This is a genomic window from Paenibacillus sp. ClWae2A (assembly GCF_032452295.1).
Classification (GTDB): Bacteria; Bacillota; Bacilli; order Paenibacillales; family Paenibacillaceae; genus Paenibacillus.
Genome location: NZ_JAULSQ010000007.1, coordinates 189,178 through 215,457, shown reverse-complemented (window position 1 = coordinate 215,457; position 26,280 = coordinate 189,178). Strand labels below are relative to the sequence as shown.

Here is a 26,280-nt window from a genome sequence, read left to right as displayed (position 1 = left end):
AGGAGGGGATTGAATGCAGCAGGAGCCGGTCGTCCGGATTCAGGGCGTCAGCAAAATCATATCCTCCCGATCATTGGTCAGCGACCTGACTCTGGATATTTCTCCGGGGCAGGTTTTTGGTTTTTTAGGACCTAATGGCGCGGGGAAAACAACAACGATTCGGATGATGGTTGGACTGATGTCCATCAGTAAAGGTGACATTTTCATCTCGGGACACAGTGTGAAAAATGAATTTGAACAGGCGGTAGCACAGGTAGGAGCTATTGTGGAAAATCCGGAAATGTACAAGTTTCTGACCGGGTACCAAAATCTCGTTCACTTTGCCCGCATGTCGCCGGGAGTTACGAAAGAACGTATTGCGGAAACGATTGAGCGTGTGGGGCTTACGGCCCGTATTCACGATAAGGTCAAAACCTATTCACTGGGCATGCGCCAGCGTCTGGGTGTCGCGCAAGCGATATTACATAAACCGAAGCTGCTTGTACTGGATGAGCCGACCAATGGTCTGGACCCACAGGGTATACGGGAACTGAGAGACTATTTGCGTCAGCTCACCCAAGAGGAAGGCATCACGGTCTTCGTATCCAGTCATTTATTGTCGGAGATGGAGCTGATGTGTGATACGGTGGCCATCATCCAGAATGGCAAGTTGATCGATGTAAGAAACCTTCGGACTGAAGCTGGTTCGGATGCACTAATCGAAGTTGCTTTTGAGCTGAATGATGCTGAACAAGCTGCGGATCTGATTCAGGGTGCTGTCGTAAAGGGCAATGTCCTGGTGATGCGGGTGTCTCGTGAGCAGATTCCGGATATCAATGCCAAGCTGGTTAGCGAAGGGTTTCAGGTATATGGTATTCGTAACGTGACTCACACCCTGGAAGAACAATTCTTGCAAGTAACTGGGGGTGGAGGCATTGGGTAGTTTCGGTAATCTGATATTGAATGAGAATATGAAAATTTTCCGTCGTCCCCGTACCTGGATCATGTTATCGATTCTGGCGCTGATCTCGCTATTAATGCCAGTGTTACTTCGAGAAGGAATGGGGTCCAATGAAGTTTTGTACTGGGAAGCGGCTGTAACGACCATCCAGATTACGTTTTTCCTAAACACGATCTTCTGTGTCGTGATTGCAGCGGAATCGGTCGCGGGCGAATTTACCTGGGGAACCATTAAGCTATTGCTGATCCGTCCATGGTCACGAAGCAAAGTTCTCGCTTCCAAATACCTGACCGTAATTGGTTTCAGTATTGTCAGTACATTGCTGGTCATCGCGATGGCCATGCTAACGTCTTATATTCTTTTCTCGCATGATGCTCCGGGAGGAAGCAGCAGTCCGGCTACCAATGCTCTGACGTTATGGGGATATTTGTACGTTGATCTGTTCATTACACTTGCGATTGCCTTTATGGTGTCCTCCGTATTTCGTTCAGGCGCACTTGCGATTGGATTATCCCTGTTCATTATGTTCTCACAAAGTATCTTCTCACTCATATTTAATCCGGTCCGTTATGAATGGGCTAAGTATGTTCTGTTCAACAACATGGATCTTAGCAAATACATGACCTCCGGGGCGGATTTTGCGCTAATGGGTGGTCCGAGTGCAGGAATGACACTGGGTTTCTCCATTGCAGTCCTGGCGGTGTATTACGTTATTTTCATGGTGATTTCCTGGGTTGTATTCAGCAAAAGAGATGTGGCAGGCTAACGCCTGCTTCTTTTTTTTGCTCCAATGCTGTTTTGGAAAGAAAAAAGGGTATATTCAGCATCGGCTGTGGCATGACTGTCATTTAAGGGTAATTAGTAGCATTAGTAATGACTAGATATACATATGAACGCCGCAGTCACTTTGGCAACGCAGCGCATGGAGGGATCACGTTTCTTGATAAATAACAAGTTCTACCGCATATGCACAGCAATTATTTTGTTGCTGCTCATTGTGTATCTGGGGGATAAAGTGAACTTTATTTTCAGTCCCCTGACCTCACTGATTCACATCATCATCATTCCACTGCTGATTGCTGGTTTCTTCTATTATCTGCTGCGTCCGCTCGTCGATTATATGGAAAGGCATAAGATCAAGCGTGCATTATCAGTTCTGATTATTTATGTCGTAATTGCATTAGTACTTGCAGGTTTTAGTGTGCTTGTATGGCCTTCCCTGCGTGAACAATTGATGAATTTCGTGGAGAACGCTCCAGCATTGGTTACTTCACTCAGTGATCAGTTGAATGCACTTGAAAAGAGCAATTTTGTTTCCAGATACCTGCCCGATGATTCCAATCTATTCTCACGATTATCCGATGTTCTGAGCCAAGGGATCACTCAGGTAACCAATTATGTCTCCGGGTTATTCTCCGTTGTATCCAATCTGGTTATTATTCTGGCAACGTTCCCGATTATGTTGTATTACATGCTCAAGGAAGGCAGCAAGTTTGGAACGAATCTGACCTTATTGTTGCCAAGACATTATCGGAAGGATGGGGAAGAAACCGTCCATGAGATCGATGAAGCACTAAGCAACTATATTGTTGGCCGGGTTATTGTTAATGTAGCTCTGGGGATTCTGATGTACATCGGTTTTCTCATTTTAGGTTTGCCTTACGCATTGCTGCTGACCGTTGTATCCATTATTCTGAACTTCATCCCTTATGTGGGTGCTTTGCTGGCAGCTATTCCGGTTGTCATTGTCGCGTTTATTGAATCACCTTCGATGGCGATCTGGTCACTGGTCATCATTGTGATCGCACAGCAAATCCAGGATAACCTGATCTCACCTTACGTCTATGGCAAGCAGCTCGATATTCATCCGCTGACAACCGTTATCCTTTTGCTCGTGGGTGCTGATCTGGGAAATATCTTGGGTATGATCATCGTTATTCCCCTGTATATGATTATAAAAATTATAGTTCGCAAGATCCATTATCGGATTGTTGAGGATAAGACTGAACTCTGAATGGAGTTAGAAATACATCTCTGTCATATGCTCGACTAATGTTTGTTCTTGAATCACATAGATAAGCTCATCAGGGATAAGTCGCATATCAATGCTTAAGGGTCAGGTAAGTTGCCCTCGCCATTGATATACGGCTTTTTTTTCATTCATATTGCTTACTACTGTTATACCTGTTATACTTGATATATAACAGATAACAAAAAGAAGGTGAACTCTTGATTATTCAACTGGATATGCAATCCGAACTTCCCATCTATTCACAACTGGTTTATCAAATTATTGAAGGCATTGCTAGTGGTGAGTTACAGCTAGGGGAGGCGTTACCTTCGGTTCGGAATTTGGCCGCAGATATCGGTGTTAACCTTCACACCGTCAACAAGGCTTATACACTACTCAAGCAAGATGGATACATTCTGGTTCATAGACAAAAGGGAGTCGTAGTGAACCCTGATGGAATGCCTGGTTTAACGGATGATTTTTTGAAAAAGCAGCAAAGAGAATTTAGACCGATTATTGCCGAAGCGATCTGTCGCGGAATGACCAAAGAGGAACTATCTGCGGTGTTAGACCAAATGTATGATGATGTGAAGATGGGTCACAACAAAGAATAAAGAATCAAGGGAGTGTGTTATGTATGCAACTATTTAGTATATTACCTATTATTTTAATCTTTGCTCCATTAGCCATACTTCTATCCTTTGCACCATATGTGACAAGGGAAACCATCAGCTTTGGGGTTACGGTAAGTGAGTATAATTACTACACACCCATCTTGCGTAAGCTGCGGAGTACGTTTGCTACCGTAAGTCTGATCGGAAACGGGATGATTATACTTGTCTGTCTGTATTTACTCCCATCTGCTAATGAAAAGTCTACGGCAATGATCACCGGTGTTTGCACAGTGCTGTTCATTGTATACTGGGCAGCACTACACATCTTATTTCATTTCAAGATGAAAAAGATAAAAGGAACACTTACAACTGTAGAAGCACCTCAACGGGTTAAAATCGATACCACCTTCCGTCAAAATAAACTCACCTATTCCAACTATTGGTTTCTCATTCACATTGCTATTATCGTAGCCATTGCGATCATTTCAATCCTGAATTATAAGGCACTCCCTAACGTCATTCCAATGAAATATGATCTTCAGGGCAATGTCATTTCCAGTGCGCCTAAAACCTACCTCTCGGTACTGGCTATTAATCTTGTACAGCTAGGCATCATTGCACTTATGATGTTGGTGAACTGGAGTATTAAAACAAGCAAACAACAGCTTACTCCATCTAATCCTGCTCAATTTGCGGCTGATCATATCCGATTTCGCCGTAAGTGGTCCCTATTTACGATCATAACGGGGTTGCTTCTTACTATTTTATTTGCCTTCATTCAGATGAATATGTTCGTCCCGAATCTCGTCTTGTTAAAAGGTATTATCTTCATTACCCCTGTGCTGATCTTGTTAGGCGCGGTAGGGCTATCTCTCACAGGCAGACAAGGCGGTGGGAAAATTCGGAATCATCAAGAGGATCGTGAACGATCCAAGAAGCAGCCTGTGAATGACGATGAACATTGGAAGCTTGGTTTTATTTACTTCAATGCCAATGACCCTTCTTTTACCGTAGAAAAACGGTATGGAATAGGCTGGACAATTAACTTCGCTCGTCCACTATCTTGGGTCCTGTTGTTATTCATCATTGCTATTGTTGTTATAAGCAGAGTTCTGAGCCAATAAATGCTCATATATCTATGCATATAATAGATGAAATTATTAGGAGGAGTTATTACAATGAACAATTGGAAAAAGCTATTACTTTCTCTTACTTTCGTAGGTCTCATCCTTCCGGTAACATCCATCTCAGAAGCTGCTGAAAAATCCGCTGGTATTGAAAATCTTGTTCCTATTCGTGAGATTGCAGAAAAAAATGGGGCAGAGGTATCTTGGCAACAAAAGACAGGAGAAATCACAATACGAAAAAGTGAGCTTACGATTGTAGTTAAGGTAGGAGAGAAACAGGCGATGGTGAATGGGCAAGCCATATCCTTAGACAATCCTGTTCAGTTCACGAAAGGAACTACCTATATGGATGGGGCATTTCTTTCCGAGACGCTGAAGGCAGCACCTGAGGATATATTCATTTCCCTTATTAGTGAGGGCGATGGCAAGGAGGCTGCCAAGTATGTTCATACCTCTGTGAGTGGAGTGTTGTCACCCACGTTGTTGAGTCAGCTATGGGGAGCTTTAGAAGGACAAAATGGCAAAATTACAAGTGAAGCCATAGCTAAGCATGTAGAAAATAATACCGTGCATCGCAATGTTACCTATACGTTCAAAACAGAGCTAACTCGTTTAAATATGACGGTCAGAATGAATCATAACGGACTTGTGGATGATTTGCATATTGCCGCCGCTACGCCAGATGTGTATCAAAAACCAAGCTACGACGACCCATCTGCCTATACAGAACAAGACATTACGGTTGGTCAGGGTGATTTAGCTTTGCCAGGGACATTAACTTTGCCCAAGGGAGAGGGACCTTTCCCGGTTGTCATTCTGGTACACGGATCTGGGCCTAGCAATCAAGATGCTGCCATTGGTGGTGCAAAGCCGTTTCGCGATCTTGCGGTAGGTCTAGCTTCACAAGGAGTTGCCGTATTAAGATACGATAAGGTTACGTATGAGCACACCTATAAGGTGGCTTCACAGCCTAAATTCACATTAAAACAAGAGAGCGTAGATCAGGTAAACGATGCAGTGGAATTGCTTAAAAAGAATGCAAATATTGATTCTACAGCGATTTTTGTAGCTGGACATAGTCAAGGCGGGTTTGCAATGCCGTTAATCATTGCTGAGGATAAACAACATGATATTGCAGGAAGTATTCTACTTGCTGCACCAAGTAGTAGCTTTGTGGATGTGCTTACCGAGCAGCAGGACGAATTGGTGGATCGGATGAAGCAGCTAGGTTTAGACACGGAGATCATTCAAGGACAGGCTGATTTTTATAAAAATGTTGCTGCTATGGTTAAAGATCCAAAATATTCTGTAGATCATCTTCCCGAGGCGTTCCCACTTCAACCTGCTTATTGGTGGTTTGAGCAGAGAGATTATGTGCCTGCGGAACTGGCTAAAACACAAAATACCCCTATGCTTGTTATACAAGGCGAAAACGATGTGCAAGTGTCTATGAATCAATTTCAAGCCTGGAAATCGTCTCTTCAAGGTCATTCCAATGTAACGTACAATAGCTATCCAAAGGTAAATCATCTTTTATCCAGCTATGATGGACTTTCGATCGGTCAAGAGTACGCTGAGCCATCTAATGTCTCCAAAGCCATTATCGATGATATTGCGAAGTGGGTATTAAAATAACATGGAGAAGAGTAACACATTGAGCCAGAAATAATAAGAAGAGGAGCACTTACCAAAATAGGCAAGTGCTCCTCTTCTTATTTATAAATTGGCTTTATTTAGACCAATTGGACTCTTTCTCGTCTTCATCGGTATAATCGGACATGGTCAGTGGTTCCTTGGGAACAACAGCGACTTTGTAGAACCGATTCTTGTCTTTTTCCAGCAAAACAAAGATTAGATTCTCGAACTCATATTCTTCCTGTTCGTTCATCTCGGGACGATGGCTGTAGAGCCATCCACCAATGGTGTCCCACTCATCTGCATCCAGGCTGGACATAAACATGTCGTTCACCTTCGATAAGGAAACCTTGCCATCCATAATGACATAGTTCTCATTGATGACTTGAATATCTTCCACTTCGTCTGCGTCGAACTCGTCGCGAATCTCACCAACAATCTGCTCAAGCACATCCTCGATGGTTACAATTCCGGAAGTTCCTCCATATTCGTCGACAAGTACGGCGATATGTACGCCATCCTTCTGCATTTTCTTGAGCAAGTCCTTCACAGGAGTTGTTTCGTGAACAGCCGATACAGGCTGAATCAGGGAGGATAGATCAACAGGTTCATCGTTTCCGTAAAGTTCCAGGAAGAATTGTTTCGTATTAATGATACCGATGATATCGTCTTTACTCTCATTCACTACTGGAAAACGTGTATATTGTTCTTCACGAATGATCTCCAGGTTTTCCTCGTTTGTTCTATTCACATAAAGGCAGACCATATCGGTCCGGGGTACCATGATTTCTTTGGCTAACATCTCATCAAAAGCAAAGATCCGGCTTACATAACCAAACTCGGCTTGGTTGATTTTACCACTTTCAAAGCTTTCATTAATAATGATCTGCAACTCTTCTTCGGAGTGTGCATCTTCATGTTCAGAAGCAGGTTTGATTCCGAACAGTTTCACCAGTTGGTTCGCTGAGCCGTTTAATAGCCAGATAAAAGGATACATAATTCGGTTAAACCAGATGATAGGTGTAGACGTCAGCAGTGCAACAGTCTCGGCTTTCCGGATTGCAATCGTTTTTGGAGCGAGTTCACCAACCACAACATGCAGATACGTGATGGAAGCAAACGCGATAACAAATGATAAGAATGAAGAAACCGCCTCAGGAATTTGCAAGCTTTCAAACACAGGGTGGAGAATCTTCTCTACCGTAGGTTCACCCAGCCAACCCAAGCCCAGAGAGGTAATCGTGATTCCAAGCTGGCAGGCGGACAAATAGCCATCCAGATTTGCAACGGCTTGTTTCACAGCCACTGCACGCTTGTTTCCTTCTGCAATCATTTGGTCGATCCGGCTCGGACGAACCCTTACCAGAGCGAACTCCACTGCAACAAAAAACGCCGAAAGTCCTATCAAAAAAGCAACCAATACTAAATTTAACGCATACCTCTCACTTTCCATTCACTGCTCTTCTCCTTTAGGTAATAAGTTTTTAACGAGTATTATATCTAATTTTACGTAAGAAGACCACCTTCTCATGAAGAAAAGAGGAAGAGTCTGGAAGGGGGGATGAGCAGATTGGCGTCACAATGCGGATCTGCTCCATGATAAATCTGATATGTAGAAGGTAACACAGTCATAATATACAACCTATGAGCAGAAAATCGGATTACCAGAATCAAGTATTCCACGTGCTTATGTAAAGTTTTATCTAAGCAAACGTTACGAATAGGGGGTACATTGGGTATCTATGATTAGCTGTATACATAATCGTCAAAGCTGTGTAGGTGAGAGAAAGGCAAGGTCATGAAGCTTGCCACCTGAGGAGGAAGCCGAATGTTCTGGCTGGTCATTATATTACTCGTATTTATTTTCCAGGCAGCCACAATTCTTTTGCTGGAATTTCGTAATCCGGCTAAAGCTGTGGCTTGGCTGTTTATTCTGTTCTGTGTGCCTTTGATCGGTTTTGTAGTGTATTATTTTGTGGCGCAGGATTATAACAAACGAAAAAAACTTCGCAAGGGTGGATCGCGCATCTTCCGTGAAATGAAGGAAACGATCTGGGAACAAGCCCACATCATTGGAGATGTGAAACATATGCCTGGCGATCGTTTCAGTCACCAGCATCGATTGTTTAACCTGTTATCCCATCTGTCGGAGAGCCCGATTACGGGTTGTAACCACAGTAGGGTACTCACAAATGGTGAAGAGGCATTTGCAGCAATGCTGAGGGAAATGGAAAAAGCCAAGCACCATCTGCATGTGGAATTTTACATTTTCCGTGATGATGTCATTAGCACCAAGTTTCAGGATGTCATGATTCGTAAGGCGCAAGAGGGTGTGAAGGTTCGGTTTATCTGCGACGGTCTCGGCAGCCACAAGATGAAAGGGAGCTTTATCCGTAAACTTCAGGATGCAGGTGTGGAATTCCATTATTTTCTCCCACCGCTGATCGCTACGATTGACCGCAGAGTAAACTACCGGAATCACCGCAAAATTGTTGTTGTGGATGGACAGGTTGGTTTTGTGGGCGGCATTAACGTAGGTGATGATTATCTTGGACAATATCCAGAGGTGGGTTTCTGGCGGGACACACATGTGCAGATTGAGGGAGACGCCGTATACTTTCTACAAAGTACGTTTCTTAACGACTGGAAATTGGCAGCCGGTGAGCGAATCACAGAACCCCAGCTTTCAGGATTATTTCCTCCCCATATCTGTAGCGGGGAAGAGCGAATTCAGATACTGGCTAGTGGACCGGATCAGGACTGGGATGCCATTCAGGAAATGTGTTTTGGGGCCATTTCTGTAGCCTGTGACCGGATATACATTACCACACCTTATTTTATTCCTGATCCTGCCCTGTATGAGGCACTCAAAACAGCTGCTGTCAGTGGCGTTGATGTAAGAATTATCATTCCGTATCAATCCGATTCAAGGCTCGTGCATCTGGCGTCACTTTCATATGTGGAGGAACTGTTGCGAGCAGGTGTGCAGTTCTTCCAATATCGCAAAGGTTTTGTACATGCCAAAGTGATGATTGTTGATGGGTTGCTCGCTACAGTCGGAACAGCCAACATGGATATGCGCAGTTTTTTCTGCAATTTCGAGTTGACGGCTGTCCTGTTCGAGTCCTCTGCGATTCATCGTTTGATCACTGACTTTGAACGTGATCTCGGGGAATGCAGTCAGATCGATGGGAAGGTATTTCAGAAGCGTTCACGATGGCAAAAAGGCGCAGAAATGCTTTCTCGGATGCTTTCTCCGCTTCTTTAGCCGATTTAGGGCAGATTTCTGAAGATAAGTTCACTTTTTGTGAATTTATCTTCTTTTTGCTAAGTATTTTGCGCAAATTTGATCTTTTATGATATAATAGATATATAAATCATGTCTTGGCGAAGGAGGGGAGTCTGCGGGAAACAGGCTCCCTTTTGCTCTCTTTTGAAAGTGCAAACCGGGATGAATAACATTTTGAATCCATTTTATATCGCCTTTAGATGCTTGCGCTGTATAGCCAGGGTACATATAGAACGCAGTTTGCTGTTTTCCATATGTAGATTCACCCTGAGTATTTAAATGATTTATAAAATGGATTCACACACTGATTTAACGGGGGGGATACCATGTCCAATGTAACGGTGAAAGAACTAACAGCCAAGCAAGCTGACCGCGGGGTCAAAAGCTCGGTGTTTACATTAAAACTGCTGCAGCGAATTGTGATGATTCTGATCGGTGCTGCACTAATGGCTGTATCGCTTGAAGTGTTTCTCGTACCGAATGGTGTTATTGATGGTGGGATTACGGGGATTTCAATTATGGTGTCAGAACTTACACATCTGCCACTCGGAGTATTCCTGACCTTGCTCAACTTGCCTTTCCTGATTCTGGGTTACAAGCAGATTGGTAAAACATTTGCGTTATCCACGCTGCTGGGGATCGTGGTTATGTCCATTGGGACTTCATTATTGCACCATGTTCCTGCATTAACACCAGGGGAGCCTTTGCTCGGAGCTGTATTTGGCGGATTGATCCTGGGTGTGGGTGTTGGACTTGTCATTCGGTCTGGCGGTTCACTGGATGGTACGGAGATTGTGGCCATCTTGCTTAGTGAGAAGTCACCTTTGTCTGTAGGACAGATCGTATTGTTCATTAACGTGTTTATTTTCGCAGGTGCAGGATTTGTATTCGGCTGGCCGAATGCCCTGTATTCCATGATTGCATATTATATTGCGATGAAGATGATTGATATTGTGAATGAAGGACTTGACCAGTCCAAATCGGTATGGATCATTAGTGAGAAATATCGTGATATCGGTTCAGCCCTGACAGACCGTCTTGGTCGTGGTGTAACTTTCCTGGATGGAGAGGGCGGATTCAGCGGGGACGAGAAAAAGATCATTTTTGTCGTGATCACCCGTTTGGAAGAAGCGAAGCTAAAGACCATCGTTGAAGATTGGGACCCGCAAGCCTTTGTGGCGATCGGTAACATTCATGACGTGAAGGGCGGACGTTTCAAGAAAAAAGGTATCCATTAGCGATTTATACAGACGCATGAATGATAATAGCCGACACCCTTGTGATAAGGGTGTCGGCTATTTTTTCTTCAAATGTTTGAGAATGAGCTCCACAGGTTGGGGTTCAACAGCTGCGATTAAATCACCGGTTTGGTTCAAGCGTTCAATGATGTTCATCAGATGGTAATCCTGGATGGAGACGTTGTTTCGAACCTCATCCCAGGTAAGGGGTGTAGAGACAGTGGCGCCGGATTTGGCACGTGGTGTATAAGGAGCTGCAAGCGTTTTGCCACCGTAATGCTGGAGATAGTCAAAATAAATGCGATCTCCACGGTCCTTTTTAAGTCGTTCCAGTGTGAACAGATCCGGGTGCTTCTGAGTGACATATTTGCCCACAAAATAGCCGATATCCCGTAATTCATCAAAGGTAATGCCTTGCATAATCGGAACAATAATCTGAACTCCTGTGGCCCCTGAAGTTTTGGGAATGGACCTCAGACCAAGGGAAGTCAGGGTTTCGCCAACGATGAGTGCAGCTTGCATGATCCGGGGCTCATGTTCCTGAGAGGGGTCCAGATCAATCATCCATTCACAGGGCAGATGGCTTCCCACAGCATGCAGAGAAGGATGAAATTCAAGTGCGGCCAGATTACCAAGCCATAACAATTCGGGAAGTCCATTCATGACCACATAACGGATGCCATCATGTAGTTCAGTCCGAACATAGTCCGGGACAGGCTCAGGGGCATTCTTTTGATAGAAAAATGTTCCTCCAGCGCCGTGGGGATACCTTATGGTGGTGAGCAGTCGATTGCTCGTATACGTGATCAAATAGGGAGCCAGAGCAGCCAGCTTTTGCAGATAGATGGCTTTGGTGACACCCGCATCCGGCCACAACAGCTTGTCCGGGTTCGTGACCGTCAGCTCTGTGCCTTCTATTATGATGGTTCCCTGGATCTTGGGGGCCATACGGAACACCTCCTCTTATGTAATCAATTGTGGGCCTACTCATTGCAGAAGCTGGTTTGCCAGGCAATCCTCACGGGTTACATCCGCGAAGGTCTGAATACTGGGATGGCGTAGTGTGCGATGATGCGTCAGTTCCATATATTGCACTTTGACACCTATTCGTGGTTCGACCCAGGTGGTCTCCGCACTACGCTCGGGTACATTATGGAACGGTCTGTCCTGTCTAATCAGAGGCTCGATTTGATGTGTGAGTTCCCGCCACGTATTGGAGTTCAGCTTGCCAGTCCCGACATGACCAATATAGACAAAGTTAGGCCCATCATATACACCAACCGCGACGGCATTCACAATACCGCTCCGGTACGTGACTCCCCCGATCATGGCATATACATCATGCATGATTTTAACCTTCTGCCAGCGCTGGTCCTTGCCCTGTATGCCATAACTGCTGGTGAGATCCTTGCAGACGATGCCTTCCATCTGATGTTGTCTCATGACCGTAAGCAGGGAAGTGGCATCAAGTGTATTGGTGACCTCCTGAACATGGGGAGCGGTGTTAAGGATCTCGTGCAACAGGCGCTGTCGATCTGCCAAAGGCTGATCCGTCACCCATTCCCCCTCATAGAACAGGATATCAAATACCATATATGTGACCGGAATCTGATGTATGGCTTGGACGATACCTTCAGGTCTGCTCATCCGATCCCGCCGCAGAACGTGATAAAACGAAGGTTTTCCGGTGTCCGGGTCCAGCGCAATAACTTCTCCATCCAAAATATAGGAGGAGCCTGAACATAAATTGCGTGGTGTTACCAGCTCGGGATACTGTGCGGTTCGATCATGCAATCTGCGATTCACCAGGCGCAGCTCATGCCCGTCCTCATAGGCAAGCATGCGGACTCCATCCCACTTGACCTGAGCAATCCATTGCGGTCCTGTGGGCAAAGTATCTCTGGAGATAGGTTCGAACGGAATCAACGGTTTGAACATGGGGAACTCCTTCCTCGATCTAACCAATTAGCGCAGGTTAATTCGGAATTTAGTTATATTTTTTGAAAGCGGGACTTCATATGATGCACCAGAATGAGCAGTAACGGAAGTGCTATGCCACAGGTCAGATCCCAATCAATCCAATAGGGAATAACGACCTTGAGATAAAAGTTCTCGTTCGGAGAGATTAGAATAGACATGGCGAGAATAAGCATGGCACCCGGCAGGATCAGAGAACGGTGACTGGACAAGCGAAACAGGTGAGCGACGCCCAGGACAAAACCGTAGAAAAAGAGAGCGGCTTTGAAGAAAACAGCGATAATCCAGACCGATGTCATGAAGGCTTCGATGCGTTGCAAAAAGTTTCCGATATTGATCTTCTGTGAAAGGTTAAACGAGGCGAACCAGTGATGCTGGGTCATCCATGGTCCCATGACGAGCAGACACATACTCAACGTTAGTGTGAGCAACAATCCGCCAATCATCCCTGCTAACAGAATGTCCTTCTCCAGATGGGGTTCATTTTTCGTGTAGGGAAAGAGCATCATGAAGATGCACAACTCGCAGTAGGGATATGTGAGTACAGCAACAAAACCTTTGAGTGGATCAAGAAATCCTTGTGCAAGCACAGGTTGGATGTTGGCTAAATGTATATGGGGGATTAGACATACCGTCAGAATAAGCAGAAACAACACGATCAGAGGAAGAAAGACCTCAGCAGTCTTACCAATGCTCTCCAGACCCGACAGTAGCCCCCAGACAAGCGAACACATAAAAACCAAATGCAGAATCAGTAATGGAGATTCCGGCAAGATCTGGGTAGACATAAAATCGCCAATCTCCCTAATGAACGTTGAGGTGCTGATCAGGAAATAAAAAATATAAAAAGAGCCAAACAAAGTTCCGATCCAGGGTCCCAGTGTTTGAAGGGCATTTTGAATTAGATTCAACCGGGGATGCAGTTTATAGGCAACAAGCATAATGATGAGTATGCCAAGGCCCCCTGCGACTCCCAACAATGCTGATAACCAGGCATCCTGATGAGCGTAGGATGTGATCATGGAAGGGAAGACCAGAATTTGCTCCCCAATTGTGCACAGGAACAGGAGTGAAGCGAGCTGTCTAACAGTCAAACGTCCCTTTTCGATCATGAGGTATCTCCTTAACATATCTTGTCTATGTATTGGTTAGAATGCACCAATTGTGCCATTTTTATAAAAGCCAACTCAAAAAGCCCGTGCAGCTAACCTCTCTGTGATGTAGAGAAATCAGTTACCCGGGCTTAATAAAATGTGGTTAAGCAAACATATTGTAACGCCTAAACAAAATCAGTTCGCAGTTGTCAGACGTATACGAATATTTTGTGGATCTACCGTAAACCAGGTACCCTCCACTTGTGTAACGACTACGCCGGATTGACGCAATTGTTCAAGTGCCTGATCCAATTGTTCCTTTGTGGCGTACACAATGGTGAAGTAGTCAATTCCTGTAGCGTTATCTGGATTGACAGGTGCATTCACTCCTGCCCAGATATTGAGTCCCAGATGATGATGGTATCCGCCTGCGGATACAAATAGTGCTGACATGTTCGCAAAGTTACCCACGGTATCAAAACCGAGTATGCCGGTGTAGAAGTTGCGGGCTTCTTCCAGGCTGCGGACATGGAAATGTACGTGACCAATAACGGTGCCAGCAGGCAGACCCTGCCAAGATTCATTCTCCGAAATGGCAAACAGGCTTTCCACATCAACAGGATCACTTGCCATCACGTAGTTATTGTCGCTATCCCGTTTCCAGGTATCACGTGCACGGTCCGCATAGATCTCAATCCCGTTCTGATCGGGATCGGAGATATAGAAAGCTTCGCTGACCAAGTGATCGCCTTGGCCGATATCGATGCCGGATGCAGCCAGATTACGAAGAGCAAGACCCAGGGACTTGCGGTCAGGCAGCAGGATGGCGAAATGATACAAGCCAGCGTGTGAACGTTCCGGCAGGGTAATTCCATCCGTGAGCTCTTCCAATCGCAGCAGGGACTGTTTTCCGTCGGCTGTCAACGTAGCCACTTTGCCACTCCGCTCCAGTAATTTCAATCCAACCACTTCGGTATAGAACTTAATTGAACGATCTAGGTTCATAATTCGCAGACTCACTTCACCCAGATGGGTTGTGGCAGGGATTTGATATGTTGTATTCATGATTGTTTCCTCCTGATAATAGATAATATGGATTCTCGTTTGAGTGTGTATATGCGTTGAAAACGGATTATTTAATTGCATACTGTAGAAGCAGAATTACAGCATGGCTGTATATTCATAAATAAGTTACTTTTCATAAGTTAATATAAAATATAAATCAGCTTTCGTCAATCGTATTTTGCAATTATAACTGGAGTTTTATTGACTAGAACTGCTTCAATAGTTCTGTAAAACAAAAAAATCCGACTGTGAAGCCGGATCGGAGTAAACATCATTACAGGGGTTATAAAACGGAATCGGTCTTGCCTGGGCGATATTCAAACTTTTGGTTTGGGTGTTGCCTTTTTTCTTTTGGCTGGTGCAGCAGGTGTATCGGATTCTCCTCCGGCAACCGCTTGAGCAGGCGTTTTTCGCGGTGCACGTTTCTTAGGCTTGGCCGTTGTTGTCCCAGGGTCAGCCGGAATAGGCTTCACGGCCTCGATACTTGCCTGCAAGGCAGCCATCAAATCCATCACATTCGCTTCAGGTTTGGCTGGAGCAATCTTGATTTCTTCGCCTGCCACTTTGTGCTGGATAAGATCCAGCAGTTTGCTGCGATAGTCATCGGTGTATTTACCAGGTTCAAAAGGCGTGGACAATTGATCAATCAGCAACTTTGCCATCGTGAGTTCCTTTTCATTCACGTTCTGCACTTCCGGCAAGTTGGGCACCTGGGAGACAGGACGAATCTCGTCTGGATAGAAAATCGTCTCCATGGAGAGGCAATCTTCCAGTACACGTATGGCAGCCAGACTGCTTTTGGAGCGGATGGAAATTTTGGCGATGCCAATTTTGCCAGTATCCCGCATTGCGTTCATCAACAGTTGGTAGGCATTTCCCCCAGCCTGATCGGGCGAAAGGTAATATGTTTTCTGAAAATATATTGGGTCAATCTCGGTCAAGTCGACAAAATCCAGTATGGTAATGGTTTTGCTGGTGGAATCATTTAACGCTTCCAATTCATCTTTCTCGAAGAGAACAAACTTTCCCTTTTCATATTCATAGCCTTTGGTAATCTCTTCCCACTTCACATCCACTTCACAGGAGGGACATTGACGGACATAAGCGAGCGGGCTGCCGCAGACTTTATGGATATAGCGCATGGAGATGTCTTTGTCTTCGGTAGCCGAGAACATTTTGACAGGCACATGCACAAGGCCAAAACTGATTGCACCTTTCCAGACGGTATGCATAGGTCGGCTCCTTTCAAAAGGTTGTTCAAAAATTCCGTTTTTGATTACGAATCATGCCTAGCGGCATAATCAGCATCGAAGTTGAAATTCAGCCGAAATGTCCGTTGCTCACGTAGTTTGCCTACGCTCCGCTACTCCATTTCTAGCTTTATTCCATCTTCTCGGTACTGAAAACCGGATTTTTTGAACACGGATTTATATTCAATAGTATGGGCATCTGGTGCAAGGGATAATCGTCTTAAAGACGAATGAATTCGTATGGTTCGGCGAGAGTCGGGGATGATAACAGAAACATGCTTGAATTCTGACAGGAAGATGAGCATGGGATAGGTAGTTATTCTCGCAGCACATATGCCGGGAGGTGCAGTATTGAAGAACAGACGTGATGAAGAGGAAGCACACAAGCATACATTTTCTCCGTATCCTCTTGCCAAAGCCGAAAGTGCTGAACAATTTTATACACCCGCTACAGCCGTAAACTGGGAAGCGGTCACTTCTGAGGAATTGCCCCTTGATCGGGAGTCGTTCATGCTCGACATTGACCGGATGGTGAATGAAGGGTTAGGCGGGGGACAGGTTACGGAAGATAACGGGTATATTGGTGAAAGTACAACAGATAGCATGGTTCGAGAATCACATGATGATCCGGAAGGGGAGTATGAATAAGATGATGGATGCGAAGCGCGCCAAAGCGATCTATGATTCGAAGGATACCATTGCCGTTACATTGGAGGGAGATCCAGTCTGGATCGAGAACGTGGATGAAGCCAATGGCATGGCTACCGTTCAGGTTGGCAGCAGGCCGGGAAATACCCAGACGGTTCGTGTGGATCGCTTGGAGGAGTAGATATAAGTAGCATGTAGTTATTGAAGAATTCGAGAATGAATAAAAGCTGAAATATATGCATAACATGGCCGGTACCGAGTGGTGCCGGTTTTTGGTTTTTCCTAGTGGGTGTCTGAAAATTCGAAGGAAGCGAATTTTGAGACGCGTCTAACTAATGCACGTTTATACTTCCGCTTGCCTCCTTGGATGTTGCGGGGGAAGAAAGGGACCGATATAATAAGGTTCAAAGTGAACTCAGGCGGCTGGACCGCCAAAGGTGGGGCGAATATTGAATCAGACGCACGAGCAGTGGGTGTATCAATCCCATGGCATTGCAGATACAGAAGCACTCGCTTCCGCACTCGCCAGACAGGCAAACGCCGGCATGGTGATTGCTTTGGATGGTGATCTGGGCGCGGGAAAAACGGCATTTTCACAGAAATTTGCCTGGCATTTGGGTGTACGTGATGTGGTAAGCAGTCCCACATTCACGTTAATCAAGGAGTACGAAGGGCGTCTGCCTTTATATCACATGGATGTATATCGCATATCGCTGGAAGAAGCGGATGAGCTTGGACTTGATGAATATTTCTATGGAGCCGGAGTCAGTCTGGTGGAGTGGTCGAGTATCATTCCCGAATTGCTGCCGCAAGAGCACTTGCATGTGCAGATTGAAACAACGGGCCTAGAGGATCGAACGATTACACTGGATGGGTACGGCGAGACTTATGCAGCCATGTGCCGACAGTTCAGACAGAATGGGGTCAAATGATGATGGAAGATTTACAAAAAGAGCCGCGTCAGCGGTTTTTGGCGTTGGATACATCCACCGCAGTGATGGCAGCTGCGATGATGGAAGATCATGCGCTTCTGGAAGAACGCAATGAACGGGCTGAGCGCAACCATTCGGTACACGTTGTACCGGTGATGGAGCAGCTGCTGGCCGCCAGCAACACACAGCCTGGCCAACTGGACGGCATTGCCGTTGGCGTTGGCCCAGGCTCGTACACGGGCATCCGCATTGCGGTGACCGCGGCGAAGACACTGGCCTGGGCGTGGGACATCCCCGTAGCCGGGGTGTCCAGCCTTCAGGCCATCGCCTGGGGCGGCTGGCACAGCGGCCTTGCCGCCAAGGCAGAAGCTGCGGCAGAGGATGCCGCAGCAGGGGCTGGCGGAACGCCATCCGCGGACCAGGGCAGCACAGGTGCTGCCCCTGTCCACTGGATCGTTCCGCTTGTGGATGCACGGCGCGGTCAAGCGTGCACCGCGCTATTTGCCTCCGCCGGGAGCGATGCGCCCCGGCGTCTGGCGCCTGATGCCATCCGCAAGATGGACGGATGGCTGGAAGCCCTCGCCGCCCGCATGGCGGAGGCGGCGCCGGAAGAGCGGCCCGCAGCCGTCTGGATCGTCGGCGAGACGGGCCCGCATGCTGCGGCAGCGGCGGAGCTTCGCTGCCCCGCAGGAACGGCGCTCCAGCTCGTACCTTATGAGCTGGAAGGCCGCTGGGTTGGGCGCCTTGGCGCCGCGGCGCTGCTTGCAGGTCAGCGTGATGACGTGCATGCGCTGGTGCCAAACTACACCCAGCTGTCTGAAGCGGAAGCCAATCTGCTGCGCAAAGGCTAAAAGAGGTTGTTCAAAAAGTCCGCTTTTGATTACGAAGGATACCTGGTGGCATCATCAGCATCGAATATGGAATTCAGCCGAAATAAGCGGGAGGCTTACGAAGAATGTTTCCTTAGGAAACATTGTGGTTGCTCACGTAGTTTTCCCTACGCTCCGCTACTCCATTTATAGCTGCATCTCATCTTCTCGGTACTGAAAACCGGTCTTATTGAACACGCACTAAAGGGGGAGGGGAAGCAGATGGACAACGTGGCGAATAATAAGCAGGAAACAGCGCTTCAGTTCAGGTTCATGACACTCGCGGATATTCCCGATGTGATGGAGATTGAACATGAGGCCTTTACCCTGCCCTGGACGGAAGAAGCATTTCAAAATGAATTGACACACAATCAGTTTGCTAAATATATGGTGATGGAATTGGAAGGCAAGGCCATTGGCTATGCAGGTATGTGGACGATCATGGATGAAGCCCATATTACCAATATTGCAGTCAGAGGCGCGTATCGTGGACGCAAGCTTGGTGAAAAGTTACTGGATGAATTAATGAGTACAGCGGCATATCTCGGGATGGAACGAATGACGCTGGAGGTCAGAGTTTCGAACAGCATTGCTCAGCGTTTATATCAGAAAAAAGGGTTTGAATCGGCGGGTCTTCGTAAAGGGTATTACTCCGATAATGGGGAAGATGCGATGATTATGTGGGCGAACTTGCCGTCTGCGGGCCGGAGCGGCGAAGAGGAAGGAAGCGTACTGGATTCATGAACGAACTCAATGAAAAAATAAATTCTGCACCATCCTACATTTTGGCGGTGGAAACAAGCTGTGATGAAACATCGGTAGCTGTAGTCAAAGATGGACGGGAAGTGCTGTCCAATCTGATCTCAAGTCAGATCGAGACCCATAAGGCATTTGGTGGCGTTGTACCTGAAGTGGCTTCACGGAAACATGTTGAAGTCATTACGTTGATGCTGGAACAAGCGATCGAACAGTCCGGCATTCGTCCACGTGATCTAAGTGCTATTGCCGTGACGCAAGGTCCGGGGCTGGTCGGAGCACTGCTGGTGGGTATCGTTGCGGCCAAAACGATGGCGATGGCACTGGGCAAACCGCTCATTGGTACACATCATATTGCCGGGCATATCTATGCCAACCGACTTACTCATGAACTGCAATATCCAGCGATGGCACTGGTCGTATCTGGTGGACATACAGAACTTGTGCATATGGAATCCGAGGGTAAGTTCAAACTGATTGGTCGTACACGTGATGATGCCGTAGGCGAAGCGTATGACAAAGTAGCACGTGCACTGGGTTGTCCTTATCCGGGAGGCCCGCATGTGGACCGGATGGCGTCTGAAGCGGAGGATGTAGTGCCATTACCACGGGTATGGCTGGAAGCAGGTTCGTACGATTTCAGTCTCAGTGGTCTGAAGTCTGCTGTACTGAATGTGCTCAACCAGGCCAAAATGCGCGGAGAAACCTTGGAGCCGTCTGCGGTTGCACGTGGTTTCCAGGAAGCTGTTGTTGAAGTGTTGGTTGAGAAAGCCGTTAGAGCAGTTCGTGAGTATGGTTCACGTCAACTGTTATTATGCGGTGGTGTTGCAGCTAACCGGGGGTTACGCTCGGCATTACAGGAGCGATGTACGAAGGAAGGGCTTGAACTGTTAATCCCGCCAATGGAATATTGTACGGATAACGCGGCCATGATTGGAGCAGCTGCGTATCTGAAATGGCAGCGGGGAGAAATTGCTGAATTTGATGCGAAGGCAGATCCGGGACTTTCCCTGGAGGAATGGTCCGTTCAGTCCTTATAGAGGTTGTTCAAAAAGCCCGCTTTTGATTACGAATGATGCCTAGCGGCATCATCAGCATCGAAGATGGGATTCAGCCGAAATAAGCGGGAGGCTTACGAAGTATGTTTCCGAAGGAAACATTGTGGTTGCTCACGTAGTTTTTCCTACGCTCCGCTACTCCATTTCTAGCTTCATCCCATCTTCTCGGTACTGAAAACCTATCTTTTTGAACACGCACTTATAGTTTATATAGGCAAGCAGTTTGAGATTAAGAGTTGACAGCAGGGATGTAAAGAATGTATATTTAGTTACAAATTTAAACAGGAATTCAGATTCCTGAACTGTTAAACGCGATGAACAGGAACAGTAAGGTCATTCCCGGTCTTTAGAGAGCTGCGGTATGGTGCAACGCAGTCGAAGGAAACCTGAAACTCACCTGGAAGCGGAACGATGGAACACGGTGACTCCCCGGGAGAATCCGAAGGCCGATTATGGCCCAAAGTACATGGTTACGGGTTGCCTCCGTGAATGGGCCGTTGTCGGTAGCCGTTATTACAAGGATCAACTGACGATAACTGAGGGGGGCTTTCAGGCTGCTTCAAGTGATCCGGATATGCGAAAGCATTCAGGGGTTGTCTTGAATGAACAGGAAGGAAGTCAACAAGAGTGGTACCGCGAAGGTGAACAGCCTGTCGTCTCTTGCATTATTGCATGAGGTGGCAGGCTTTTTTTGATTTTCAAAATAAGGATGAATGAAGTTAGGTCATATTATAAATGTGATGAACGGGAGCAGTAGAACGATAAAGCGCTCAGAGAGCTGCGGGGTGGTGCGACGCAGTGGCTGGAATCCTTCGAATCTCGCCCGGGAACGGAGCTGTGGAAGCGTGGGGACGATATCAATCGCCCAGTTGTCCTGATGGACAACGACATGTGTTACACAGCAACGGTTAACCCCCGTTATAGGGTGTTTCTCCGAATTCCAGTGGTGTCGTGTGTGCACGCACATCCAGCGGATCTCGGAGACAACGAGGTGGATGGAGTCTGGCGCAAGCCTGGCCCATCAAGCAAGAGTGGTACCGCGGAGGGGATAATAACCCGCCGTCTCTTATATGAGATGGCGGGTTATTTGTGTTTGCTGCCGGCAGCAGGGTGGGCATGGGAATGAACCATATGGAGATTGAAAAGTGAGAAGGACAGGATGTAAGTCGACGTACACTCTGTCATGAGGGTAAGCAGGATTATGCAACGAACGAGCAATGAACATGGAACATCAAGTATAGGCACTAAACATTCAACAGGCATTAGTGATCACCAACGACTAAGCTACAAACGACATACGCGTTTACAAACAAAATATATAACTACAGTGACGGCGATCAGCGGGTGTTCTGTGGCCCGTGGATCGTAACGAAAATGTTTATAAAAATTTGATGGAGGTTGATGGATATGACAACGACTAATAACAAACGCATGATTGAGATTTTTGATACAACGCTGCGTGATGGAGAACAGGCACCAGGAGCAAGTCTGCAACCCGAGCAAAAGATTGAACTGGCACACCAACTGGCTTCTCTGGGTATCGACGTCATTGAGCCTGGGTTCCCGATCTCCAGTCCAGGTGAGTTCGCGGCGGTTCAGGCGATTTCGAGACAGTTGCAGAACGTGGAGATCTGTGGGTTCGCGCGTGCGGTCAAAGGTGATATCGATGCAGCTGTTCAAGCAACAGCGGATGCAGCACGGCGCCGAATTCACTTGTTTATCTCTTCTTCGGATATTCATATTGAGCATCAGCTGCGCCGTCCGCGCAGTGAAGTGGTGGCTACCGCTCGTGAGATGGTATCTTATGCACGCCAGTTCACGGACATCGTAGAATTCACAGCTATGGACGCGGCTCGTACCAAGATGGATGATTTGATTGAAATGGTTGAAGTCGCCATTGAAGCAGGGGCCAGCATTATCAATCTGCCGGATACGGTCGGTTATGCCCTGCCACATGAGTATGGCGAGATGTTCCGCCGGGTGCGTGAGGGTGCAAGAGGTGGCGATCAGGTTCGCTATAGTGCCCACTGTCACAATGATCTGGGCCTGGCCGTAGCCAATAGCTTGGCTGCGATTGCCAATGGGGCTTCCCAGATTGAAGTGACAATAAATGGTATCGGAGAACGGACGGGGAACTGTGCACTGGAAGAGTTGATTATGGCGTTGGAGACTCGGGGAGACGCAATTGGGGCAACGACGAACATTAAACTGAACCAGCTGTATGAGACTTCACGTCAGATTAGCCGGGCGATGCATTTTCCGATTGCGTACAACAAACCGGTGGTGGGACGTAATGCATTCCAGCATGAATCCGGCATCCATCAGGATGGTCTGTTGAAGAATCGGAACACTTATGAGATTATGGACCCAGAAGCGTTGGGTATCCCGCGTAGCATGATTATTCTGGGCAAACATTCTGGACGTCACGCTCTGAAGGATCGGGTTCGCAAATATGGTTTTGAGCCGGATGAGCAACAGATGGAGCAATTGTATGAGGTGTTCAAAGAAACCGCAGACCAGCAAAAAGTGGTCAGTGACGACCAGTTATTACAGATGGTTAGCCAGACCATGAATATTCCTGCACAGGACTATGAACTGGTTGAATTGCAGGTGACGGCGGGCAGCATGACGGATCGAATGGCCGCCGTACGTATTCGCACAAGCGCTGGAGAACAATCATACTCCGCTGTTGGCGGTGGACCCGTGGATGCGACCATTCGTGCGATTGGTCAGAGCATTTCCGATGATATTGCATTTGTTGATATGGAGATGCATGCCTTGAGTGGGGGGGAAGGTGCAAGTGCAGAAGCTGTAGTTACCGTGGAGCGTGCAGGGCGTGAGTTTCGGGGAACGGCAACACATAATGATATCGTCATGGCTGCCGGTCTTGCTTATGTAGCGGCTTGTAATGCTGCTGGGCTGAAGGCGGAATCTTCCGAACATCATGAACAAGAAGCACATGCGTAAAACATCTTTGCCAGATCGTCTCTACAGCGGCAATAGTAGCAATTGCAATTCGATGTAAATATGCATGGCATATAGTAAATAAATGACGGGCAGGCCTTGAACAACAAAGGTCTGCTTTTGTCTTATTATGGAGGTGCATTGAGGAGCAGGAGAATGCATTTGTCAAGGTGTGACTATAGTTATCCACATATCCAGTGTAATTTGTGGGTAACTACCACAAAGCCAAACCAGTATAGTTTTCGAAACGAAAATGGTTTAGGGGATAGAATGACTCCTTACTATCCACAAAGTTGTGGATAAAGTGGATAACTTGGTGGATAAATATGGTTTTTGTGTGTAAAAGGCTATTCTACCGCTGTATAATTAAGCTAATTAATGTGCTTGCTATCTTGCTTTATTGTGGATAAATGTGAGGGACAGGGGGATAAAAATATTTCTCTTCATTCGAGTGAATTTGACAAAAGTCAAAACAGCTCCCCTAACCTCCGTATGTTAGAGTTCAATCTCAAGGAACATACAGAACATAAGTTGAATACCTTCAATACTCATCCGTAACAAACAAAAAGCTGATCCCAATAAGGAATCAGCTGGTGGTACAACTATACCTGTATGGACGCGATTAAGCCATGGTCTGAGTCTGTACTATTCGTACTATTCCATAGCTAGTTCTTCCCAGTCCTCGTATGCCTTGGTGAGTTCTGCTTTGTGTTCCTCCGATTGTTGCTGGAGTTCTTGCAGCTTCATATAATCCTGATAGATTTCAGGCAGAGCCATCTGTGCCTCAAGCTCTGTAATCTTCGTTTCCAGCTCTGCAATCTGTTGTTCCAAAGCTTCCTGCTTGCGTTGCCGGTTACGCTCTTCACGCTTCGCCTGTTTTTCCGCTTCGAATGACGCCGCTCCGGATTTTTCGGTTGTGGCTGTGTTCATGTCGGATTTGGACGAGTTCTTGGCTGAAGCCTGACGTGCCTCAGCAGCTTCACGTGCGATGTCCTCAAGCTCCTGTTTCTTCTCCACATAATCATCATAATTCCCAAGATAGTGTTCTGTTCCGCCTGGATGAAGCTCAACAATCCGTTCCGCCATTTTGTTGAGGAAGTACCGGTCATGGGAGATGAAGAGCAGGGTGCCTTCATAATCCATTAATGCCGCTTCCAGCACTTCTTTGGCAAACAGGTCGAGATGGTTCGTAGGCTCATCCAGAATGAGCATGTTGGCTTCCTTCAGCATCAGCTTGGAGAGAGACACACGTGCTTTCTCACCGCCGCTGAGGGAGGAGATTTTCTTGAGCACATCGTCACCGCTGAACAAAAAGTTCCCCAGTACAGTCCGAATGCGTGCTTCTTCCATCCCGGGATAGGCACTCCACAATTCTTCCAGAACCGTGTTGGACGGATTGAGCCCAGTCTGTTCCTGATCATAATAGCCAATCTGTACTTTCGTTCCCCATTGGATATCCCCATGTACCGGACGTAAACTTCCGGTGAGGCACTTCAGCAGGGTGGATTTACCAATACCGTTTGGTCCAATCAGAGCAACCGTTTCCCCACGCCGCAGATCGAAGGATACGTTGCGGAACAATGGAGAGGCCTCGTCATAAGCGACGGACAGCTGATCCACACGAAGCACTTCCTTGCCTGACATAACGGCGGTTTCGAAGGAAAAATGAGCTTTTTTCAAATCTCCCATCGGTTTATCGAGGCGCTCCATTTTGTCGAGGGCTTTGCGGCGGCTTTGCGCCCGTTTGGTTGTCGAAGCACGTACGATGTTTTTCTGTACAAAATCTTCCATCTTGGAGATTTCGCCCTGTTGTTTCTCATATTGCTTCATCTGAGTCTCATATTCGGCAGCTTTGAGTTCCATATAACGGCTGTAATTACCCGTATATTTTTTGGAGCGGTGCCGTTCGATCTCAACGATGGTGGTTACGAGTCGATCAAGGAAGTACCGGTCATGGGATACCACGAGCAGTGCGCCTGAATAACCTCTCAGATAATCTTCCAACCAAGTAAGGGTGGCGATATCGAGATAGTTGGTAGGCTCGTCCAGCATGAGCAGATCGGGTGCCTGAAGCAAAATACGAGCAAGCGCAAGGCGTGTCTTCTGCCCGCCGCTCAGAGTAGCAATGGGAGTGTCTGGCGAAAATTCGCCGAATCCCATCCCGTGCAGTACGCTGCGAATGCGGGTTTCCATCTCGTAACCGCCATGGTCCTTGAACCAATCGGAGCGTTTCGCATAACGTTCCAGCAAATCCGCGTACTTTTTCTCGTCTTCCATCTGGGCAGGGTCGGCAATATCACGTTCCATCTGACGCAAATCAGCTTCAGCCTGTGTCAGGTGAGCGAAGACGTTCATCATTTCTTCCCAGATGGTGCGATCGGATTGCAGCCCGCTGTTCTGAGCCAAGTAACCGAGCGTGGTTTCTTTGGATTTGAAAATCTGTCCTCCGTCATAGGACATTTCACCCGCCACAATTTTGAGCAAAGTGGATTTTCCTGCACCGTTTACACCAACGAGGCCGATGCGCTCGCGTTCTAATATTTGTAAGTTCACGCCGTCCAGGATTGGATCGACACCAAAACGTTTGATAATTCCGGATACTTGCAGCAGCATAAAATTAAGTTCCTCCATAGGTCCAGTTCTTGATATGACAACTATATCCCAGTTTACATGAAATACAGAGCAATTGCACCGATTGGGAACGCATGGGGCATGTAGTCTTTTTGATCAATCAATGATAAACTGAAAGAAGGCATGTTATTACATGAGGATTTTGCAGAAAATGAATCATTTTAATCATTTCAACAAGATGA

23 protein-coding genes and 1 other annotated feature are annotated in these 26,280 nt (G+C 46.8%); of the genes, 16 read left to right on the top strand and 7 right to left on the bottom strand.

Annotated elements, in window-relative coordinates; translation table 11 throughout:
- Positions 1 to 13 precede the first annotated feature (13 nt).
- From QVE09_RS20755 to QVE09_RS20730, 6 genes are all read left to right on the top strand, one after another.
- Positions 14 to 922, top strand: coding sequence for an ABC transporter ATP-binding protein (locus QVE09_RS20755; RefSeq protein WP_315938304.1), 909 nt, complete (start codon positions 14 to 16; stop codon positions 920 to 922).
- Complete coding sequence (locus tag QVE09_RS20750; RefSeq protein WP_315938303.1) at positions 915 to 1,706, top strand: ABC transporter permease; 792 nt, start codon at positions 915 to 917, stop codon at positions 1,704 to 1,706. Before QVE09_RS20755 ends, QVE09_RS20750 begins: the two co-directional genes overlap by 8 nt.
- A gap of 174 nt (positions 1,707 to 1,880) precedes the next feature.
- Positions 1,881 to 2,954 carry an AI-2E family transporter gene (locus QVE09_RS20745; RefSeq protein ID WP_315938302.1) on the top strand — a complete coding sequence of 358 codons (1,074 nt, stop codon included), beginning with the start codon at positions 1,881 to 1,883 and terminating at the stop codon, positions 2,952 to 2,954.
- A gap of 215 nt (positions 2,955 to 3,169) precedes the next feature.
- On the top strand, positions 3,170 to 3,565 hold the full coding sequence (locus QVE09_RS20740) for a GntR family transcriptional regulator (protein ID WP_017690102.1): 396 nt from the start codon (positions 3,170 to 3,172) through the stop codon (positions 3,563 to 3,565).
- Positions 3,566 to 3,588: 23 nt separating this feature from the next.
- Positions 3,589 to 4,689, top strand: a complete 1,101-nt coding sequence (locus QVE09_RS20735; RefSeq protein WP_315938301.1) for a DUF1648 domain-containing protein — start codon at positions 3,589 to 3,591, stop codon at positions 4,687 to 4,689.
- A 54-nt stretch (positions 4,690 to 4,743) separates the two neighbouring features.
- Positions 4,744 to 6,327, top strand: coding sequence for an alpha/beta hydrolase family protein (locus QVE09_RS20730; protein ID WP_315938300.1), 1,584 nt, complete (start codon positions 4,744 to 4,746; stop codon positions 6,325 to 6,327).
- Between the two features lie 94 nt (positions 6,328 to 6,421).
- Here QVE09_RS20730 and QVE09_RS20725 read toward each other — a convergent pair whose 3' ends face one another.
- A complete protein-coding gene (locus QVE09_RS20725; RefSeq protein ID WP_315938299.1) occupies positions 6,422 to 7,780 on the bottom strand; it encodes a hemolysin family protein in 1,359 nt (452 codons plus the stop codon).
- A 375-nt stretch (positions 7,781 to 8,155) separates the two neighbouring features.
- Here QVE09_RS20725 and cls point away from each other — a divergent pair, with 375 nt between their 5' ends.
- Both cls and QVE09_RS20715 read left to right on the top strand, forming a co-directional pair.
- Positions 8,156 to 9,595 carry a cardiolipin synthase gene (cls, locus tag QVE09_RS20720; protein ID WP_315938298.1) on the top strand — a complete coding sequence of 480 codons (1,440 nt, stop codon included), beginning with the start codon at positions 8,156 to 8,158 and terminating at the stop codon, positions 9,593 to 9,595.
- A 347-nt stretch (positions 9,596 to 9,942) separates the two neighbouring features.
- Positions 9,943 to 10,854 carry a YitT family protein gene (locus tag QVE09_RS20715; RefSeq protein ID WP_036668942.1) on the top strand — a complete coding sequence of 304 codons (912 nt, stop codon included), beginning with the start codon at positions 9,943 to 9,945 and terminating at the stop codon, positions 10,852 to 10,854.
- 57 nt (positions 10,855 to 10,911) lie between these two features.
- On the opposite strand, the gene ligD is transcribed toward QVE09_RS20715, so the two are convergent.
- From ligD to ku, 5 genes are all read right to left on the bottom strand, one after another.
- Positions 10,912 to 11,802: a non-homologous end-joining DNA ligase gene (ligD, locus tag QVE09_RS20710; RefSeq protein ID WP_315938297.1), complete on the bottom strand. Its 891-nt coding sequence runs from the start codon at positions 11,800 to 11,802 to the stop codon at positions 10,912 to 10,914.
- A 39-nt stretch (positions 11,803 to 11,841) separates the two neighbouring features.
- Positions 11,842 to 12,792, bottom strand: coding sequence for an ATP-dependent DNA ligase (locus tag QVE09_RS20705; RefSeq protein WP_315938296.1), 951 nt, complete (start codon positions 12,790 to 12,792; stop codon positions 11,842 to 11,844).
- 53 nt (positions 12,793 to 12,845) lie between these two features.
- Complete coding sequence (locus QVE09_RS20700; RefSeq protein WP_315938295.1) at positions 12,846 to 13,943, bottom strand: GerAB/ArcD/ProY family transporter; 1,098 nt, start codon at positions 13,941 to 13,943, stop codon at positions 12,846 to 12,848.
- Between the two features lie 177 nt (positions 13,944 to 14,120).
- On the bottom strand, positions 14,121 to 14,990 hold the full coding sequence (locus QVE09_RS20695; RefSeq protein ID WP_315938294.1) for a VOC family protein: 870 nt from the start codon (positions 14,988 to 14,990) through the stop codon (positions 14,121 to 14,123).
- Positions 14,991 to 15,307: 317 nt separating this feature from the next.
- Complete coding sequence (gene ku, locus QVE09_RS20690; RefSeq protein WP_017690092.1) at positions 15,308 to 16,222, bottom strand: non-homologous end joining protein Ku; 915 nt, start codon at positions 16,220 to 16,222, stop codon at positions 15,308 to 15,310.
- Between the two features lie 369 nt (positions 16,223 to 16,591).
- Here ku and QVE09_RS20685 point away from each other — a divergent pair, with 369 nt between their 5' ends.
- The 8 genes from QVE09_RS20685 (at position 16,592) to QVE09_RS20655 (ending at position 23,470) form a co-directional block, all read left to right on the top strand.
- Positions 16,592 to 16,888, top strand: coding sequence for a hypothetical protein (locus QVE09_RS20685; RefSeq protein WP_315938293.1), 297 nt, complete (start codon positions 16,592 to 16,594; stop codon positions 16,886 to 16,888).
- Positions 16,889 to 16,892: 4 nt separating this feature from the next.
- Positions 16,893 to 17,069, top strand: a complete 177-nt coding sequence (locus tag QVE09_RS20680; protein WP_026081228.1) for an H-type small acid-soluble spore protein — start codon at positions 16,893 to 16,895, stop codon at positions 17,067 to 17,069.
- A 268-nt stretch (positions 17,070 to 17,337) separates the two neighbouring features.
- A complete protein-coding gene (gene tsaE / locus QVE09_RS20675; protein WP_017690089.1) occupies positions 17,338 to 17,820 on the top strand; it encodes a tRNA (adenosine(37)-N6)-threonylcarbamoyltransferase complex ATPase subunit type 1 TsaE in 483 nt (160 codons plus the stop codon).
- Between the two features lie 2 nt (positions 17,821 to 17,822).
- Positions 17,823 to 18,671, top strand: coding sequence for a tRNA (adenosine(37)-N6)-threonylcarbamoyltransferase complex dimerization subunit type 1 TsaB (tsaB, locus tag QVE09_RS20670; protein ID WP_047844159.1), 849 nt, complete (start codon positions 17,823 to 17,825; stop codon positions 18,669 to 18,671).
- Between the two features lie 240 nt (positions 18,672 to 18,911).
- Positions 18,912 to 19,433, top strand: coding sequence for a ribosomal protein S18-alanine N-acetyltransferase (gene rimI / locus QVE09_RS20665; RefSeq protein WP_315938292.1), 522 nt, complete (start codon positions 18,912 to 18,914; stop codon positions 19,431 to 19,433).
- The gene (gene tsaD / locus QVE09_RS20660; RefSeq protein ID WP_036611272.1) at positions 19,430 to 20,485 is read left to right on the top strand and encodes a tRNA (adenosine(37)-N6)-threonylcarbamoyltransferase complex transferase subunit TsaD; all 1,056 of its coding nucleotides are present in this window, start codon (positions 19,430 to 19,432) and stop codon (positions 20,483 to 20,485) included. Before rimI ends, tsaD begins: the two co-directional genes overlap by 4 nt.
- Before the next feature lie 379 nt (positions 20,486 to 20,864).
- On the top strand, positions 20,865 to 21,179 hold the full coding sequence (locus QVE09_RS31635) for a hypothetical protein (RefSeq protein ID WP_483874299.1): 315 nt from the start codon (positions 20,865 to 20,867) through the stop codon (positions 21,177 to 21,179).
- Positions 21,180 to 21,234: 55 nt separating this feature from the next.
- Positions 21,235 to 21,573 (top strand) — a binding site (T-box leader).
- A 337-nt stretch (positions 21,574 to 21,910) separates the two neighbouring features.
- On the top strand, positions 21,911 to 23,470 hold the full coding sequence (locus QVE09_RS20655; protein WP_315938291.1) for a 2-isopropylmalate synthase: 1,560 nt from the start codon (positions 21,911 to 21,913) through the stop codon (positions 23,468 to 23,470).
- A 651-nt stretch (positions 23,471 to 24,121) separates the two neighbouring features.
- On the opposite strand, the gene QVE09_RS20650 is transcribed toward QVE09_RS20655, so the two are convergent.
- A complete protein-coding gene (locus QVE09_RS20650) occupies positions 24,122 to 26,080 on the bottom strand; it encodes an ABC-F family ATP-binding cassette domain-containing protein (protein ID WP_315938290.1) in 1,959 nt (652 codons plus the stop codon).
- Positions 26,081 to 26,280 lie beyond the last annotated feature (200 nt).